The sequence below is a fragment of the Streptomyces sp. NPDC054842 genome (genome assembly GCF_053611025.1).
The window spans coordinates 50,708-67,106 of record NZ_JBSGZN010000037.1 but is presented as its reverse complement, the minus strand read 5'-3'; the positions used below and the strand labels follow the sequence as shown (position 1 = coordinate 67,106).

The following is a 16,399-nucleotide window of genomic DNA, read 5'->3' as shown; positions in this document are numbered from 1 at the left end:
GAGCCTAGCGGCCCCCGCCGACACCCTCGTCCGGCGGATCCTCGGGAGCCCCGTCGGCGGGATCCTCCAGCAGCAGCCGTTCGAGCGCCGCCCGGTCGGGGAGCCCGTCGAGGTGGACTACCTCGCCGCTGCGCACGTACAGGAAGGTGGCTCTGACGGACGCGAGCGGGACGCCCTGCTGCTCGGCCCAGGCCAGCCGGTACACGGCGAGCTGGAGGGGGTCCGCGGTGCGTGTGCGGCTCGTCTTCCAGTCGACGATCTCGTACGTCGTGCCCTCGGGGCCGTCCTCCCGGTAGACGGCGTCGATGCGGCCGCGCACGACGCGTCCCGCGACGGACAGCTGGAAGGGGGACTCCACGCGGTAGGGCGTGCGGTGTGCGTAGGGGCTGCGTTCGAACGCCTCCTTGAGCGCCTCCAGGTCGCGCTCGTCGGCGATCTCGGCGTCGCTGCCGGGCAGCTCGTCCGGTTCCAGCATGGGCAGTCGCAGCGCCTCGAAGCGGGATTCGACCCAGGCGTGGAAGCGGGTTCCGCGGCGGGCGGCGGGCTGGGGCGGGCGGGGCATGGGACGGGCGAGCTCCTGGGCGAAGCCGTCCGGGTCGGCGGCCAGCCGCAGCAGCTGCGAGGCGGTCAGGGACGCCGGCAGGGGTACGTCCGTGGTGCTCGCGCGAGCCCGCAGGAGCTCGCCGGTGAGGGCGTCGAGGTCGCGGTCCCATGAGGCGAGGGTGCGGGCCTCCTCCGGGGTGAGCGGCGCTCCTCCGGCCCCGGACGCGTGATCGAGGTCGTCGGGGTGGGGACGGGCGTGCGGGATGACGGGCCGGTGGTCGTCGCCGTCGGACGGTCCCGGCGTCGGGTGCTGTCCGCGCTCGTGCTCCTTGGCCTGCGGCACGCGCGCGTGGGGCGTGCCCGCGGGGCGGTCCGTCGTCCAGGAGTCCCAGTCGACGGCGGCCTCCTCGGAGGGATCGGCGTCGTAGGCCTCGTCCGGGCCGGGGAACCCGTCGTCGTCCTGTGGCGGCGGCCAGTCCGGGTCGTCGTGCGAGGAGGGGTCGTGGCGGGCCTCGGGCCGCGCCGCCCCCGGGTGGGTCTCGTCGTGGGAGGCGACCCGCTCCAGGTGGGCGAGCACGGTCTCCGCGGCGGCGCGCCGCCGGGCCAGCGCCAGGTCGTCCAGGGGCAGCGGCCACGCGTGATCGGCGGCGGCCTCCTGGAGGGCGGGGTTCTCCTCGTCCTCCGCGGGCTCGTCCGCCCAGGACTCGATCTCGCCGTAACCGGACGCGCAGTGCTCGTACAGGGCGTGCAGGAAGTCCGAGGGGCCGCGGGGGCGCTTCTGCGAGGGCCCCCACCAGTGGCCCGAGCTCAGCAGCAGGGAGCGGGGGCGGGTGAAGGCGACGTAGCCCAGCCGCAGTTCCTCGGTGTGCTGGTGCTCCTTCATGGCCTCGTGGAACGCCTTCATGGACCTGGCGTCCCAGGCGTCGATGTCGGGCAGCGTGTCGGCGTCGCCGCGCAGCTCGTGCGGCAGGACCTTGCCCTGGGCGGTCCACTTCTCGCGGCCCTGGGTGCTGGGGAAGGTCCCGGTGACCAGTCCGGGCACCGCGACGACGTCCCACTCCAGCCCCTTGGACTTGTGCGCGGTGAGCACCTTGACGGTGTTCTCGCCGCCCGGGAGGGCGTTGTCGAGGCCCTTCTCGTACTGGGCCGCGGTCCGCAGGAAGCCGAGGAAGGCCAGCAGGGTGGCCTCCCCGTCACCGGCCGCGAAGGAGGCGGCCACGTCCAGGAAGTTGGAGAGGGTCTCCCGTCGGCGGGCGGCCAGCGCGTGCGGGGACGCCGACAGCTCGACCTCCAGTCCGGTGACGGCGAGCACCCGGTGCAGGACGTCCATTAGAGGGTCGGACAAGGAGCGGCGCAGGTCGCGCAGTTCGGCGGCGAGACGGGCGAACCGCACCCGGGCGTCCGGCGAGAACGGCAGTCCGTCGTCCTCGGCCTCGGCCCCGAAGGGCATCTCCAGGAAGGTGTCCAGTGCGTCCGCGAGCGATATCACCTCGGCGGGGTCGACCCCCTCGACGGCGGCGGCGAGCCGGCGGTCCGGGTCGTCGTCGTCCCCGCGCGCGTGGGACACGAGCAGCCGGGCCCGCCGACCCAGGAGCGCGAGGTCACGCGGGCCGATCCGCCAGCGCGGTCCGGTGAGCAGGCGGACGAGGGAGGCGTTGGCCCCGGGGTCCTGGAGTACTTCGCAGACCGCCACCAGGTCGGCCACCTCGGGCAGGTGCAGCAGACCGGAGAGGCCGACCACCTCGACCGGGACGTCCCGGGCGACGAGCGCGCCCTGGATCTCGGCGAAGTCCGTCGCCGTACGGCACAGCACGGCGATCTCGCCGGGTGCCTTCCCGGTGCGTACGAGGTGGGCGATGGAGTCGGCGAGCCAGTCCATCTCCTCGGCGTGGGTGCGCAGCAGCGCGCAGCGGACCGTGCCGTCGCGCTCGGCTCCGGGGGCGGGGCGCAGTGCCTCCACGCCCGCGTGCATCGCGCGCAGGGGTTCCGCGAGGCCGTTGGCGAGGTCGAGGAGGCGGCCGCCGCTGCGGCGGTTCTCGCTGAGCGACTGGCGGGCCGCCGGGCGTCCGTCGGCGTGCGCGAAGTGTTCCGGGAAGTCGTCCAGGTTGGCGACGGAGGCGCCGCGCCAGCCGTAGATCGCCTGGCAGGGGTCGCCCACCGCGGTCACCGGATGGCCCGTGCCGCCACCGAAGAGCCCGGCGAGCAGGACGCGCTGGGCCACCGACGTGTCCTGGTACTCGTCGAGGAGCACCACACGGAACTCGTCGCGCAGGATCGCGCCGACCTCCGGGCGGGTGCGGGCCAGGGTCGCGGAGAGGGCGATCTGGTCGCCGAAGTCGAGCAAGTCGCGCTCCCGCTTGGCCGCGCGGTAGCGGCCCACCAGCTCGGCCAGCTCGCGCCGGGCCGAGGCCGCCTCGGGCACCTTGCGGAGGTCGGCGTTGCTGAGCCGGGCGTCCTCCAGCGAGCGCAGCAGCTCGGCGTCGTACGCCCGCAGGTCCTCGATCCCCACGAGGTGCTCGGCCAGTTCGGAGTCGAGCGTGAGGAGGTCGCCGACCAGGTCGGGGAAGGAGCGGGTCAGCGCCGGATAGGGGCCCGGGGCCTCGCGCAGCACCCGCGCGGCGAGCTGGTAGCGGGTGGCGTCGGCGAGCAGGCGTGCCGTCGGCTCCAGCCCTATGCGCAGGCCGTGGTCGGTCAGCAGACGGCCCGCGAACGCGTGGTACGTCGAGATGACCGGCTCACCGGGCGGATTGTCCGGGTCGATCACGTCCGGGTCGGTGACGCCCGCCTTGACCAGCGCCTTGCGGACGCGCTCGGCCAGCTCACCGGCCGCCTTGTTGGTGAACGTCAGGCCCAGCACCTGTTCCGGGGCGACCTGTCCGGTGCCGACGAGCCACACCACGCGGGCCGCCATCACCGTGGTCTTGCCCGAGCCGGCTCCGGCCACGATCACCTGCGGGGCGGGCGGTGCGGTGATGCACGCCGTCTGCTCCGGGGTGAACGGGATGCCCAGGAGCTCCTTGAGCTGCTCGGGGTCGGTGATACGGGCTGGCACGTCAGAGAGGCTAGCGGCGCCCACTGACAGCCGGGACCGCATCGGCGCACGGGACGGAAGAAGCGCTGGTCAGCTCATGAGGTGCGGTATGTCACTCGGTCCGCGCCCACCGTCCGCGGGCGGCGCCCCGGGGGCGCTAGGCGCTCCGGCGCGGGCCGTCAGAGGGGCGCCTCACTCGATGACCTGCCGTCCTTCCGGCCGGGCGCTGCACGACGCCCGGAACGCGCAGTGCGTGCAGTGCTGTCCCGTGCTCGGCGTGAACCGTTCGTCGAGGACCTTGCCCGCGGCGGTGGCGAGGAGGTCGCCGACCCACTCCCCCGCCAGCGGTTCCTGCGCCTGGACCTTCGGGAAGGTCTCGCCGCCGTTCTTCTTCGCGGCGCCCTGGCGCAGCTGGACGAGTTCGGCGCCGCCCGGCTGAGGACGCACCCCGTCGAAGACCTCGTCGACGGCGCCCCGGTCCACGGCCAGCTGGTAGACCGCGAGCTGGGGGTGACGGGCGACGTCGGCGGCGGTTGGCGCCTGCTTGCCGGTCTTGAAGTCGACCACGTAGGCGCGGCCCTCGGTGTCCGTCTCGACGCGGTCCATGGAGCCCCGGATGCGCACCTCGTAGGAGCCCGCCTCCAGGGTCACGTCGAAGTCGTGCTCACTGGCGACCGGCCTGCGTCCCGTGCGGTCCATGACGTGCCACCGCAGGAAGCGTTCGAGCGCCACGCGCGCGTGCTCCTTCTCCTGCGACGACTTCCAGGGCGCGTCGAACGCGAGCGCGTTCCACACCGAGTCGAGCCGTTCCATGAGGACGGCGAGGTCGGCGGGCGTGTGCCCGGAGGCCACCTCGTCGGCGAGGACGTGCACCACGTTGCCGAATCCCTGGGCGGCCGTCGCGGGGGCGTCCGCCTTCACCTCGCGGCCCAGGAACCACTGCAGGGCGCAGGTATTGGCCAGCTGGTCCAGGGCGCTCCCGGAGAGCACCACCGGGTGGTCGCGGTCGCGCAGCGGCACCTTGCTCTCGGTCGGCTCGTACATGCCCCACCAGCGGTAGGGGTGCGCGGACGGCACCAGGGGGCGGCCGTCCTCGTCGCCGAGGGCGGCGAGCCGCGCCAGCCGGCGGGCCGCGGCCTCGCGCAGGGTGTCGGAGACCCGCGGATCGACGGTGGTCGCCCGCAGTTCGGCCACCAGGGCGGCCACGGACAGCGGGCGGCGCGGGCGGCCCGTCACGTCCCTGGGCTCGACGCCGAGCTCGGTGAGGAAGCGGGACGGCTGGTCCCCGTCGTCCGCCGGGGCCTTCACCGCGGTGACGACGAGGCGTTCACGCGCGCGCGTGGCGGCCACGTAGAACAGGCGGCGCTCCTCGGCGAGCAGCGCTCCGGGCGTCAGGGGTTCGGCGAGCCCGTCGCGTCCGATGCGGTCGGCCTCCAGCAGGGAGCCCCGCCGGCGCAGGTCGGGCCACAGTCCCTCCTGGACACCGGCGACGACGACGAGGCCCCACTCCAGGCCCTTGGAGCGGTGCGCGGTCATCAGGCGCACGGCGTCGGGGCGTACGGCCCGGCGGGTGAGGGTGTCCGCGGCGATGTCCTGGGCCTCGATCTCCTCCAGGAAGTTGAGGGCACCACGGCCCCCGACGCGCTCCTCGGCGCGGGCGGCGGTCGCGAACAGCGCGCACACCGCGTCGAGGTCCCGGTCGGCGTTGCGGCCCGCGGCGCCGCCGCGCCGGGCTGAGCGCTCCAGCCGCTGCGGCCACGGTGTGCCGTCCCACAGGTCCCAGAGGGCCTGCTCCGCCGTCCCGCCGCCCGCGAGCCGCTCCCGGGCCTTGCGCAGCAGCGCGCCCAGCCGTTGGGCGCCTCGGGCGTACGCCGGGTCGTGCGCCACCAGCCGTTCCGGCTCGGACAGTGCCCGGGCCAGCAGTTCGTCGGAGGGCGGCGGTACGTGGTTGCCGCCGGCGCGCTCCTCCTCGCGCAGGGCCCTGCCGAGCCGGCGCAGGTCGGCGGCGTCCATGCCGGCGAGGGGGGAGGCCAGCAGGGTGAGAGCGGTCTCGGTGTCGAGCCAGCAGCCCTCCGGGCGGGACACGGGCGTGCCGGTCTCCGCGGCGCGCTCGACGGAGTCCGAGGTCGCGTCGTTCTCCCCGGGCTCGCTGGCGCCCGGGGTCTCGGTGTCCATGGCGGGGTCGGTTGAGTCCGGGGTTCGGGTGTCCTCGCCGGGCTCCGTGGAGACCGGGGTTTCCGTGTCGTCGACGGGCTTTGTGGAGTCCGGGCCTTCGGTGTCCTCGCCGGGCTCGACGGATTCCGACGTGTCCTCGGCCTCCGCCCTCGCCGCCGTCGCCGCCTCCGCCGTCGCCACCGCCTTGAGCGCCGTGAGCAGCGGAGCCACCGCCGGTTCGTGCCGCAGCGGCAGATCGTCGCCGTCGATGTCCAGGGGGACCCCGGCGGCCGTGAGGGCACGCCGGAACGCGGGGATGGTGCGCGAACCGGCGCGCACCAGGACCGCCATGTCGCCCCAGGGGACGCCGTCCTCCAGATGGGCCCGGCGGAGGATGTCCGCGATGTTGTCCAGCTCCGTGCCGGACGTCGGGTACGTGTAGACCTCGACCCGTCCGCCGTCACGGACCGGTGTGAGTTCGCGGTGGGCGCGGACCTTCTCCGCCGGGAGGCGGGTCAGGGGCATGCGCTGGGTGACCAGGCGGGTGGCGTCCAGCAGGACGGCACCCGAGCGGCGGGACGTGCGCAGGACCTCCACGGGGGCCGGGCGGCCGTCCGCGCGCGGGAAGGCGTGCGGGAACTCCAGGATGCCGTTCACGTCGGCGCCCCGGAACGCGTAGATCGACTGGTCGGGATCGCCGAGGGCCACCAGGGTCCGGCCGCCCCCCGCGAGGGCGTGCAGCAGCCGCACCTGCGCAGGGTCGGTGTCCTGGTACTCGTCCACGTAGACCGCGTCGTACTGCGTGGCCAGCCGCTCGGCGACGCCCGGCCGTCCGGCGAGCAGCACCGCGCGGTGGACGAGTTCGGCGTAGTCGAGCACTCCCTGCATGTCGAGCACGTCCAGGTACTCGGCGAGGAAGGACGCGGCTGCCCGCCAGTCCGGGCGGCCGATGCGGGAGGCGAAGGCGTCCAGGGCGTCCGGGCCGAGCCCGAGCTCGCGGCTGCGGGCCAGCACCGCGCGGACCTCGTCGGCGAAGCCGCGGGTGGTCAGGCAGGCGCGCAGCTCGTCCGGCCAGCGCACGTGCGCGAGACCGAGCTTCTCCAGGCCGGGCTGGCCGGCGAGCAGCTCGCGCACCGCCACGTCCTGTTCCGGGCCGGACAGGAGGCGCAGGGGCTCGACGAACAGCTCGCTGTCCTGGTGGGCGCGGACCAGGGCGTAGCAGTACGAGTGGAAGGTGGTGGCGCGCGGGGCGCGGGCCGCTCCGATGCGCAGCGCCATCCGGTCGCGCAGCTCCACGGCCGCCTTGCGGCTGAACGTCAGCACCAGGATGCGCTGCGGGTCCGCGCCCCGGGCGATGCGCGCCGCCACGGACTCGACGAGCGTCGTCGTCTTGCCCGTGCCGGGCCCCGCCAGGACCAGGAGGGGGCCCGTCCTGTGGTCAACCACCGAGCGTTGTGACGCGTCCAGACGAGGGGGGTCCGGCCGGGCCGGCGGGGTACGCACCAGTCGGTAAGCGCCACGGGTCCCCTGGCGCACCTGGTGGTGCGACAGGCGCCTGGTGGAAGAAGAGGAGCTCACGTGGTTCGCCGGTCCTGGTGGTTGTGCGTTCGGTCACTGCCGGCGCGGAGCGCCGTCGTTCAGGGGTCGTCGGGTGACGGGTGGGCGGGCCGCCGCGTGGGGCGGGCGGTGGCCGCGAGGTGAAGGAGACACGTGCCGTGGATGCCACGCGGGTGGACGCCGGGGAAGACGCTACGCCGGTGGACACCGTGGAAGGAGGGCTTCCCCTTCTTCCCTCGTGCCCCGTGCGTCCCTCGCTCCCCGAACGTACGGCATGTCCCGCGGGTGCCCCGTTTCGCCCGTACGGGCCACAGGTTCCCCGTTCGCCCGTCCGATGCCGGAAGCTGTCAGGTGTGACCCTCCGCGCGCCCGCCCCCGTCCCATCTCGCCCGTCTCATGTCGACGCGGGGCAGATGACCTGCGGAAGCCGGGCCCGCCTCCCTCAGGGGCGTGCCCTCCGCGCGGTAGTGGCTCAGCGCCTCCAGTTCGTGGCCGGGTACCAGCACTCCGTCCGCGCGTATGACGCGCCACCAGGGAACCGCGCCTCCGTAGAGGGACATCACGCGGCCCACCTGTCGCGGGCCGCCCTCCTCCAGCCATTCGGCGACGTCCCCGTACGTCATGACGCGCCCGGACGGGATCAGCTCGGCGACGTCGAGCACCCGCTCCGCGTACTCCGGCAGGGCGTCCGCCGGAAGGCTCTCCTCGCTCATCCGACCCATGTTGCCCCACCCCACCGACAATCCGACGCGGCAGTCACGGTGCGTACACGTCGCTCGGGGGACATGCCCGAGGGGGACCGTCCAGCGCCGTATTGCCCCCTCCTGCCCCCGTGCCACGGCGGGGCATGCCACCATCGTGCGGGCGGTGACAGGTGATACGAGATCAAGAAGAGACGATGAAGCAGCAGGGTGTGCACCCCGAAGACGCGGAGGGCACCTCTGAGCTGTCGTCGCGCCCGGACGCCGCTCGGACGGACGACGGAGCGGCCGAAAAGGCGGCTGATCACGTGCCCGAGGAGAACGCCGACTGCGTCGAGGACCAGCACAGCGACGAGGTGGAGGGCGACGAACCGCTGCTCCCCGCGCGCGTGCACCGGCCTTCGGACCTGATGCGGCTCCTGGTCGGGATCCTCGCCGTCGTGGTGCTGATGGCCATCGCCGCCTTCGCGCACGGCACCACCTCGGGGCTCGAACAGGACATCAACAAGGGCACCGGTCAGGCACCCGATCTGCTGATCAAGATCGCGGGTCTGGCGTCGAGCATCGCGATCCTCCTGGTGCCCGTCGCCTTCGCGATCGAGCGGTTGATCAAACGGGACGGCCTGCGCATCGCCGACGGCGTGCTCGCCGCGGTCCTCGCCCACGGTGTGACACTCGCCACTGACCTCTGGGTGGCCAAGGCCGCCCCGCACTCCATCCAGGAGGCGCTCACGCAGCCCTCCCCCGGGGACGCCCACGCCCTCACCGACCCGGTGCACGGCTACCTGGCGCCCGTCATCGCCTACATGACGGCCGTCGGTATGTCGCGCCGCCCGCGCTGGCGCGCCGTGCTGTGGGTGGTGCTGCTCCTGGACGCCTTCTCGATGCTGGTCACCGGCTACACGACCCCGTTCTCGATCATCCTCACGGTGCTGATCGGCTGGACGGTCGCCTACGGGACGCTGTACGCGGTCGGCTCGCCGAACGTGCGGCCGACCGGCCGGACGCTGATGGCGGGGCTCCGGCACGTGGGCTTCCACCCGGTGAGCGCGGCCCGCGACGAGGCCCCGGACACCACCGAGAACGGCGACCGGGGGCGGCGCTACTTCGTCACCCTGGAGGACGGCCCACCCCTCGACGTCACGGTCGTGGACCGGGAACAGCAGGCGCAGGGGTTCTTCTACCGCGTGTGGCGCCGGCTGACGCTGCGCGGCATCACCACGCGCCGCAGCCTCCAGTCCCTGCGCCAGGCCCTGGAGCAGGAGGCCCTGCTCGCCTACGCGGCCATCGCGGCCGGTGCCAACGCGCCGAAGCTGATCGCGACCTCGGAACTCGGCCCCGACGCCGTGATGCTCGTCTACGAGCACACGGGCGGGCGCACGCTCGACTCGATGCCCGACGACATGATCACCGACGCGCTCCTGCGGGACACCTGGCACCAGGTCCAAGCCCTCCAGTCGCGGCGCATCGCGCACCGCAGGCTCGCCGGCGACGCCATTCTGGTGGATCGTTCCGGCACCGTGATCCTCACCGACCTGCGCGGCGGCGAGATCGCCGCCGGCGACCTGGTGCTGCGCATGGACATCGCGCAGCTCGTGACGACTCTCGGGCTGCGGGTCGGCGCCGAACGCGCGGTCGCCTCGGCGGTCGGTGTGCTCGGTCCGGACGCGGTCGCCGACTGTCTGCCGCTGCTCCAGCCGATCGCGCTGACGCGCTCCACGCGCGCGACCCTGCGCAAACTGGCCCGGGAGCGGGCCCAGCGCGAGCGCGACGCGGTCCTGGAGGCCTCCCGGCAGGACAAGCTCGCCCGTACCGAGGAAGCGCACGAGCACACCAGACCCGTACTGGAGAAGCCCGGAAAGAAGGCCGTACGGGCCGAGCAGCGGGCGGAGAAGCGGGCCATCGACGACGCCCTGGAAGAGGCGCGCGAGGAGGATCTGCTCACCCAGATCCGCCACCAGGTGCTGCTGATCAGACCGCAGGCGCCCGTCGAGCCGGCCCGTCTGGAACGCGTCCGCCCCCGCACACTGATCAGCTTCATCGCCGGTGCCATCGGCGCGTACTTCCTGCTCACGCAGCTCACCCACACCCCGTTCGGCACCCTCTTCGACAGCGCTCAATGGGGCTGGGTCGCCGCGGCCGTGCTGTTCTCGGCACTGAGCTACTTCGCGGCGGCGATGAGCCTGCTGGGCTTCGTGCCCGAGCGGGTGCCGTTCCTGCGCGCCGTGGCCGCGCAGGTCGCCGGCTCGTTCGTGAAGATCGTGGCGCCCGCCGCGGTGGGCGGAGTCGCCCTCAACACCCGCTTCCTGCAGCGCGCCGGGGTCCGCCCCGGCCTGGCTGTGGCCAGTGTCGGCGCCTCGCAGCTGTTCGGCCTCGGCTGCCACATCCTGATGCTGCTGGCGTTCGGCTACCTGACCGGCACCGAGAAGACCCCCTCACTCTCGCCGTCCCGCACGGTCATCGCCGGCCTGCTCACCGTCGCGGTCCTGGTGCTCGTGGTGACGTCGGTGCCGTTCCTGCGGAAATTCGTCGCCACGCGCGTGAGGTCGCTGTTCGCCGGCGTCGTGCCGCGCATGCTCGACGTCCTCCAGCGGCCGCAGAAGCTGATCACCGGCATCGGCGGCATGCTGCTCCTCACCGCCTGCTTCGTGATGTGCCTGGACGCGTCGATCCGGGCGTTCGGCCACGACGAGGCGACCACACTCAGCCTCGCCAGCGTCGCCGTCGTCTTCCTCGCGGGCAACGCGCTCGGCTCGGCGGCGCCGACGCCGGGCGGCATCGGCGCGGTCGAGGCGACACTGACGGTCGGTCTGATCGCGGTCGGACTGCCCAAGGAGGTCGCGGCGCCCGCGGTGCTCCTGTACCGGCTCCTGACCCTGTGGCTCCCGGTGCTGCCGGGGTGGCTGTTCTTCAACCACCTGACGCGCAAGGGCGCCCTCTAGTGCTCTGACCGGGAAGGTTCGCCGGGTCGGCGGTTCCAGCGGTTGGATGTTCGGAGACGTCCGATCCAACCGTTGGGGGGTGTGGTGGCTGAGCCTCTCCGTGTGCGCGGATTGACCGACCGGGAGGGGCAGAAGCTGCAGCAGATCGTGCGCCGGGGCAGCACCAGCTCGGTGCCGGCGCGCGATGCCGCGTCAGGCCGTATGCACGAGTGATTCGTTCGTCCGGTGCTCTGCTGCACGTTCGGGCCGCGACCGCATGGAGTCGTCAAATCGAGGCCTCGGCCGGCGGAAACCGGTTCCCGGTGATCGCGAAGCTGGTTCAGGCTGACGAGGACACCGTCCGCGACGTGATCCACCGGTTCACCGAGATCGGCCTGGCCTGCCTGGACCCTTCGCGTTCGACGAGTTCGGGCATTCGCTGGGACGGACGTCCCTTGCCGTCGCAACCGGCGAGGCGAGCATCGCGTTGAGGATGCGTTGCAGCTCAACGCGGTCCTGGGGGGTGACCCTCGCCAACCTGCGGTCGTACTCCGCCGCGAGGGCTGCAAGTGCTCGATCGCGTGCTTGCGTGCCCTCAGCGGTCAGTACGAGCCGATGACGCCGCAAGTCCGCCTCGTCGATCTCACGGCGAATGAAGCCCTTGGCGACGAGGTTGCGAACGTAGACCGTCACGCTTGCCTTGGGCAGCAGCAGCGCAGTCGCGATCTCGGCCGGGTACGGCGATGCCTCCACCTCGGCCAGGACGAAAAACTCCTTCGTCTCCAACCCGAGCTCGGCCAGCTCCCCCGTGCAGGCATCCATCACGACGCCCAGCAGCCGCTGGTTCAGCGTCCACAGCTGCGCCCCGTCGACTGACATGCGGGCCTCCATCCATGTGATACAGTTTCGTATTAGTTTCAGATCGTACAAACACTGTCTTGTACTGGACTCCTATGGAACAACAATCTCACGAAGGAAGCCAGGCATGCTTCAGCACCTCTCGATCCCGCGCGGTCGCATCAACCTCGCCGGGGACCTCCACCTGCCGGACAACGCCGACAGCAGCGCACCGCTGCGCGCCGTGGTGCTCTCCACCCCGGGCAGCAGCGTGAAGGAGCAGATCGGCGCCAACTACGCCTCCCGTCTCGCCACCCGCGGCATCGCGGCGCTCGCCTTCGACCCCGCCCATCAGGGCCAGAGCGAGGGCGAGCCCCGCGACCTCGAAGACCCCTATCGCCGCGGTGAGGACATCTCCTACGCCATCGACGTGCTCACCACGACCCCCGGCATCGACCCGCAGCGCATCGGCGTCCTCGGCATCTGCGCCGGTGGAGGCTACGCCGTGCACACCGCCCGCACGGACCACCGCATCAAAGCGGTCGGCACGGTCGTCCCGGTCAACATCGGCGCCGCGTTCCGCAGCTTCTCCCCCGACGGTCCGGCCGCTGCACTCGACTCCCTCGCGGACGCACGCACCGAAGAGGCCCGCTCCGGCGGGACGACCCGCGTGAACTGGCTGCCCGACACCCTTGAGGACGCCGCGGCAGCGGGCCTGACCGACATCGACACCACTCAGGCCGTCACCTACTACCGCACCGAGCGCGGCGGTAACGAACACTCCACGAACCGGCGCCTCTTGCGCAGCGACTCCCTCCTGCTGGGCTATGACGCCTTCCACCTGGCCGATCAACTCATGACCCAGCCACTCCAGGTCATCCTCGCCGGACGCATCGGCAACACCGGCTCCTACGACACCGGCATGCGGCTGTGGAAGCTGGCCCCCGACCCCGTCGACCTCATGGTGATCGACGGCGCCGGCCACTACGAGATGTACGACGAGCCCGAATACGTCGACGCGGCCGTCGAACGACTCGTCAGCTTCTATGCGAACAACCTGTAAGGCATACGAACCGGCGAACCTATGCGGTCACGGCACTAGACGCGGGTCGCGCGAAGTCCCGCCTGCCGCGCGACACCCGGCACGCCTTCCGGGCGAACGCCGGGACCTCGGCGGCACACCTGGGCGCGTGCCCGGGTGATCGCCCACCCGCGCGATCGCATATCCGGTGATCGCGTACCCGGGTGATCGCGTACCCGGGTGATCGCATACGCACCGGGTGCCCTCACCCGCACGGCCCGTGCCCCGAGCGTCCCGTCCGGCGCGACCTCAGGATGGGATCATGCCGACCCCGCCCCGACTGCGCGCTGCCCTGACCGCCGCCGTACTGCTGTCGTCCCTGCTGACGGGCTGCAGCGACGACGACTCCGAGGACGAGGACCTGACGGCCCAGAAGCTGAGCTGGAAGGAGTGTCCGGCGCCCTCCGAGTCCGAGGGCGGCGGCAACGCCCCCTCACCGCTGCCGGGCGGCGCGGAGTGGCAGTGCGCCACCATGAAGGCGCCGCTCGACTGGGACGACCCGAAGGGAGACACGATCGGCATCGCGCTGATCCGCGCGCGGACCAGCGGGGCCGAGAGCAAGCGGATCGGCTCACTCGTCTTCAACTTCGGCGGTCCCGGCGGCTCCGGCGTCACCACGCTGCCCGCCTTCGGGGAGGACTACGCGAAACTGCGCACCCGCTACGACCTGGTGAGCTTCGACCCCCGGGGGGTCGGCCGCAGCGCGGGGGTCGAGTGCGAGGACGACCAGCAGCTCGACGCGTACTTCCAGCAGGACGCCACGCCGGACGACGCGGCCGAGCGGACCGAGCTGCTCGACAACACCAAGCAGTTCAACTCGGCCTGCGAGAAGAACTCCGGGCGGACCCTGCCGCACGTGCGGACCACGGACGCGGCCCGCGACATGGACCTGATGCGGCAGGTGCTGGGCGACGACAAGCTGTACTACTTCGGCGTCTCGTACGGCACCGAACTGGGCGGTGTGTACGCGCACCTCTTCCCCACGAAGGTCGGCCGTGCCGTCTTCGACGCCGTCGTCGATCCGACCCAGACACCGGAACAGGGCTCCCTCGGCCAGGCCAAGGGCTTCCAGCTCGCGCTCGACAACTTCGCCGAGGACTGCGCCGGCAAAGCGGAGGGCTGCCCGGTCGGCGACTCCCCGCAGGACGTCAAGGACCGCATCGCGAAACTGCTGGCGGACCTGGACCGCAAGCCGATCCCCGGTGTCTTCCCCCGCGAACTGACCCAGACCGCGGCCACCGGCGGCATCGCCCAGGCCCTGTACTCCAAGGACTTCTGGGAGTACCTCACCCAGGGGCTGGAGGAGGCGTACGACGGTGACGGCAAGGTCCTGATGCTGTTGTCCGACTCGATGAACGGCCGCAACGAGAACGGCCAGTACAGCAACATCACCGCGGCGAACGTCGCCATCAATTGCGCCGACGACAAGGCGCGGTACACGACGGCCGACGTGGAGGCCCGGCTGCCCGCGTTCCGGTCCGCCTCCCCGCTGTTCGGCGATTACCTGGCCTGGGGCATGGTCGGCTGCAGCGACTGGCCGGTCGCGGGCGCCGCCGACCACCCCGACGTGAGCGCGCCCGGCTCGGCCCCGATCCTCGTCGTCGGCAACACCGGCGACCCGGCCACCCCGTACGAGGGAGCGAAGAAGATGGCGGACGCGCTGGGCCGGGGAGTCGGCGTCGAGCTGACGTACAAGGGCCAGGGGCACGGCGCCTACGACAGCGGGAACAAGTGCGTGCACCAGGCGGTCGACGGCTATCTCCTGGCCGGGACCGTGCCCGCCGCCGGAACCGTCTGCTCTTAGGAAGTCGCAGGTCAAAAGGTTATCCACAGGCCGTGACGGCGGTCGGGCGACGGCGCCTACTATGGCTTGCGTGTGATCCGCGACTTCCGGCGGACCACTGGCGAGGGGGGAAGCACATGGCACGTTTCGCACGGTGGACGGCGGTGACCGCCGCTGCGGCACTGCTGCTGGCCGGCTGCAGTGACGGCTCGTCCGGCGAAGGCAAGGGCGGAGCCACGGAGGACCGCTCCGACTCCTCCGCCGCCGAGTCCTCCTCGGGTACGTCGTCGCGGCTGCCGTCCTCACTGACCGCGCAGAAGCTCGACTGGGGCCGTTGCAAGGCCACGTCGGACGCCCCCGCCCCCGGAAACGCGTGGCGGTGCGCGACGCTCAAGGCGCCCCTGGACTACGCGAAGCCCGACGGCGACACCATCGACCTCGCGCTGATCCGCGCCGAGGCGACGGGCGGCCGGAGCAAGCGCATCGGCTCCCTCGTCTTCAACTTCGGCGGCCCCGGTGCCTCGGGCGTCGCCACGCTGCCCTCTTACGCGAACGCGGTCTCCAAGCTCCACCAGCGCTACGACCTGGTGAGCTGGGACCCGCGCGGAGTCGCCGCCAGCGAGGGCGTGCGCTGCCGCGGCGACAAGGAGATCCAGGCCGCCGAGTCGGTGGACGCCACTCCGGACGACGCGGTCGAGGAGAAGACCTATCTCAAGGACGCGACGGACTTCGGCCAGGGCTGCCGCAAGAACGCCGGCAAGCTCATTTCCCACGTCTCGACGACCGACACCGCCCGCGACCTCGACCTGATGCGCCAGGTCCTCGGCGATCGCAGGATGCACTACTTCGGCATCTCCTACGGCACCGAGCTCGGCGGTGTGTACGCCCACCTGTTCCCGAAGAACGTGGGACGCCTCGTCCTGGACGCCGTCGTCGACCCGAGCGCCGACACGGTGGGCCACGCCAAGAACCAGACCCGGGGCTTCCAGCGCGCCCTGGACGCCTATCTGAAGTCCACGGGCCAGGACCCGGAGCAGGGCTCCCGGAAGATCGTGGACCTGCTGAAGCGGCTCGACGCGAAGCCGCTCCCCGCGTCCCCGGGCCGCGAACTCACGCAGACGCTGGCGGTGACCGGTATCGTCCTGCCGCTCTACAGCGAGCAGGCCTGGCCCACGCTGACCAGCGCGTTGAAGGCCGCCGAGAGCGGGGACGGTTCCCAGCTGCTGGCGCTCGCCGACGGCTACAACGAACGCGACGCCTCCGGGCACTACGGCACGACGACCCACTCCCAACGGGTCATATCGTGCCTGGACGACAAGCAGCGGCTGACGCCCGAGGAGTCGAAGAAGCTGCTGCCGGAGTTCGAGAGGATCTCGCCCGTCTTCGGGGCCTTCATGGGCTGGGACACGGCGGGCTGGTGCCACGACTGGCCGGTCGCCGGTCAGTACGACACCCCGGAGGTCGGTGCGGCCGGATCGGCTCCCGTCCTGCTCGTGGGCAACACCGGGGACCCGGCGACGCCCTACGAGGGCGCCCGCGCGATGGCCGACGAGCTGGGCAAGGACGTGGGCGTGCTCCTCACCTGGAAGGGCGAGGGCCATGGGGCGTACGGGAGTGGCAGCGACTGCGTCGACTCCACGGTGAACGGCTATCTGCTGGACGGCACGGTGCCGAAGGACGGCAAGGTCTGCTCGTAGGGCGGGACTCGGCCGGCCCGTACACGACACCCGGACCGGCCGGAACCGCCCTGGGGGCACGGGCACGGGCACGGACCTCGGTACCGGAGAGGGG

General features: G+C 72.3%; 8 protein-coding genes and 1 pseudogene. 5 read left to right on the top strand and 4 right to left on the bottom strand.

Annotated elements, in window-relative coordinates:
- Window positions 1–4 precede the first annotated feature (4 nt).
- From ACWGIS_RS26205 to ACWGIS_RS26195, 3 genes are all read right to left on the bottom strand, one after another.
- Complete coding sequence (locus ACWGIS_RS26205; protein WP_453364888.1) at window positions 5–3,595, bottom strand: UvrD-helicase domain-containing protein; 3,591 nt, start codon at window positions 3,593–3,595, stop codon at window positions 5–7.
- A gap of 171 nt (window positions 3,596–3,766) precedes the next feature.
- Window positions 3,767–7,306: an ATP-dependent helicase gene (locus tag ACWGIS_RS26200; protein WP_453364887.1), complete on the bottom strand. Its 3,540-nt coding sequence runs from the start codon at window positions 7,304–7,306 to the stop codon at window positions 3,767–3,769.
- A gap of 326 nt (window positions 7,307–7,632) precedes the next feature.
- The gene (locus ACWGIS_RS26195) at window positions 7,633–7,998 is read right to left on the bottom strand and encodes an MGMT family protein (RefSeq protein WP_453364886.1); all 366 of its coding nucleotides are present in this window, start codon (window positions 7,996–7,998) and stop codon (window positions 7,633–7,635) included.
- 185 nt (window positions 7,999–8,183) lie between these two features.
- Between ACWGIS_RS26195 and ACWGIS_RS26190 the strand changes: the two genes are divergently transcribed.
- The gene (locus ACWGIS_RS26190; RefSeq protein ID WP_453364885.1) at window positions 8,184–10,928 is read left to right on the top strand and encodes a lysylphosphatidylglycerol synthase transmembrane domain-containing protein; all 2,745 of its coding nucleotides are present in this window, start codon (window positions 8,184–8,186) and stop codon (window positions 10,926–10,928) included.
- Between the two features lie 84 nt (window positions 10,929–11,012).
- Window positions 11,013–11,320, top strand: a pseudogene (locus ACWGIS_RS26185) (hypothetical protein); the annotation flags it as partial.
- Here ACWGIS_RS26185 and ACWGIS_RS26180 read toward each other — a convergent pair.
- Window positions 11,289–11,786 carry a MarR family winged helix-turn-helix transcriptional regulator gene (locus ACWGIS_RS26180; RefSeq protein ID WP_453364884.1) on the bottom strand — a complete coding sequence of 166 codons (498 nt, stop codon included), beginning with the start codon at window positions 11,784–11,786 and terminating at the stop codon, window positions 11,289–11,291. The pseudogene ACWGIS_RS26185 and the gene ACWGIS_RS26180 overlap by 32 nt on opposite strands.
- A gap of 106 nt (window positions 11,787–11,892) precedes the next feature.
- On the opposite strand from ACWGIS_RS26180, the gene ACWGIS_RS26175 reads away from it, so the two are divergent.
- The 3 genes from ACWGIS_RS26175 (at window position 11,893) to ACWGIS_RS26165 (ending at window position 16,305) form a co-directional block, all read left to right on the top strand.
- Window positions 11,893–12,807, top strand: coding sequence for an alpha/beta hydrolase (locus ACWGIS_RS26175; RefSeq protein ID WP_453364883.1), 915 nt, complete (start codon window positions 11,893–11,895; stop codon window positions 12,805–12,807).
- 280 nt (window positions 12,808–13,087) lie between these two features.
- Window positions 13,088–14,629 (top strand): alpha/beta hydrolase, encoded by a 1,542-nt coding sequence (locus tag ACWGIS_RS26170; RefSeq protein ID WP_453364882.1) that lies wholly within the window; start codon window positions 13,088–13,090, stop codon window positions 14,627–14,629.
- Window positions 14,630–14,745: 116 nt separating this feature from the next.
- A complete protein-coding gene (locus ACWGIS_RS26165; RefSeq protein ID WP_453364881.1) occupies window positions 14,746–16,305 on the top strand; it encodes an alpha/beta hydrolase in 1,560 nt (519 codons plus the stop codon).
- Window positions 16,306–16,399: the final 94 nt, after the last annotated feature.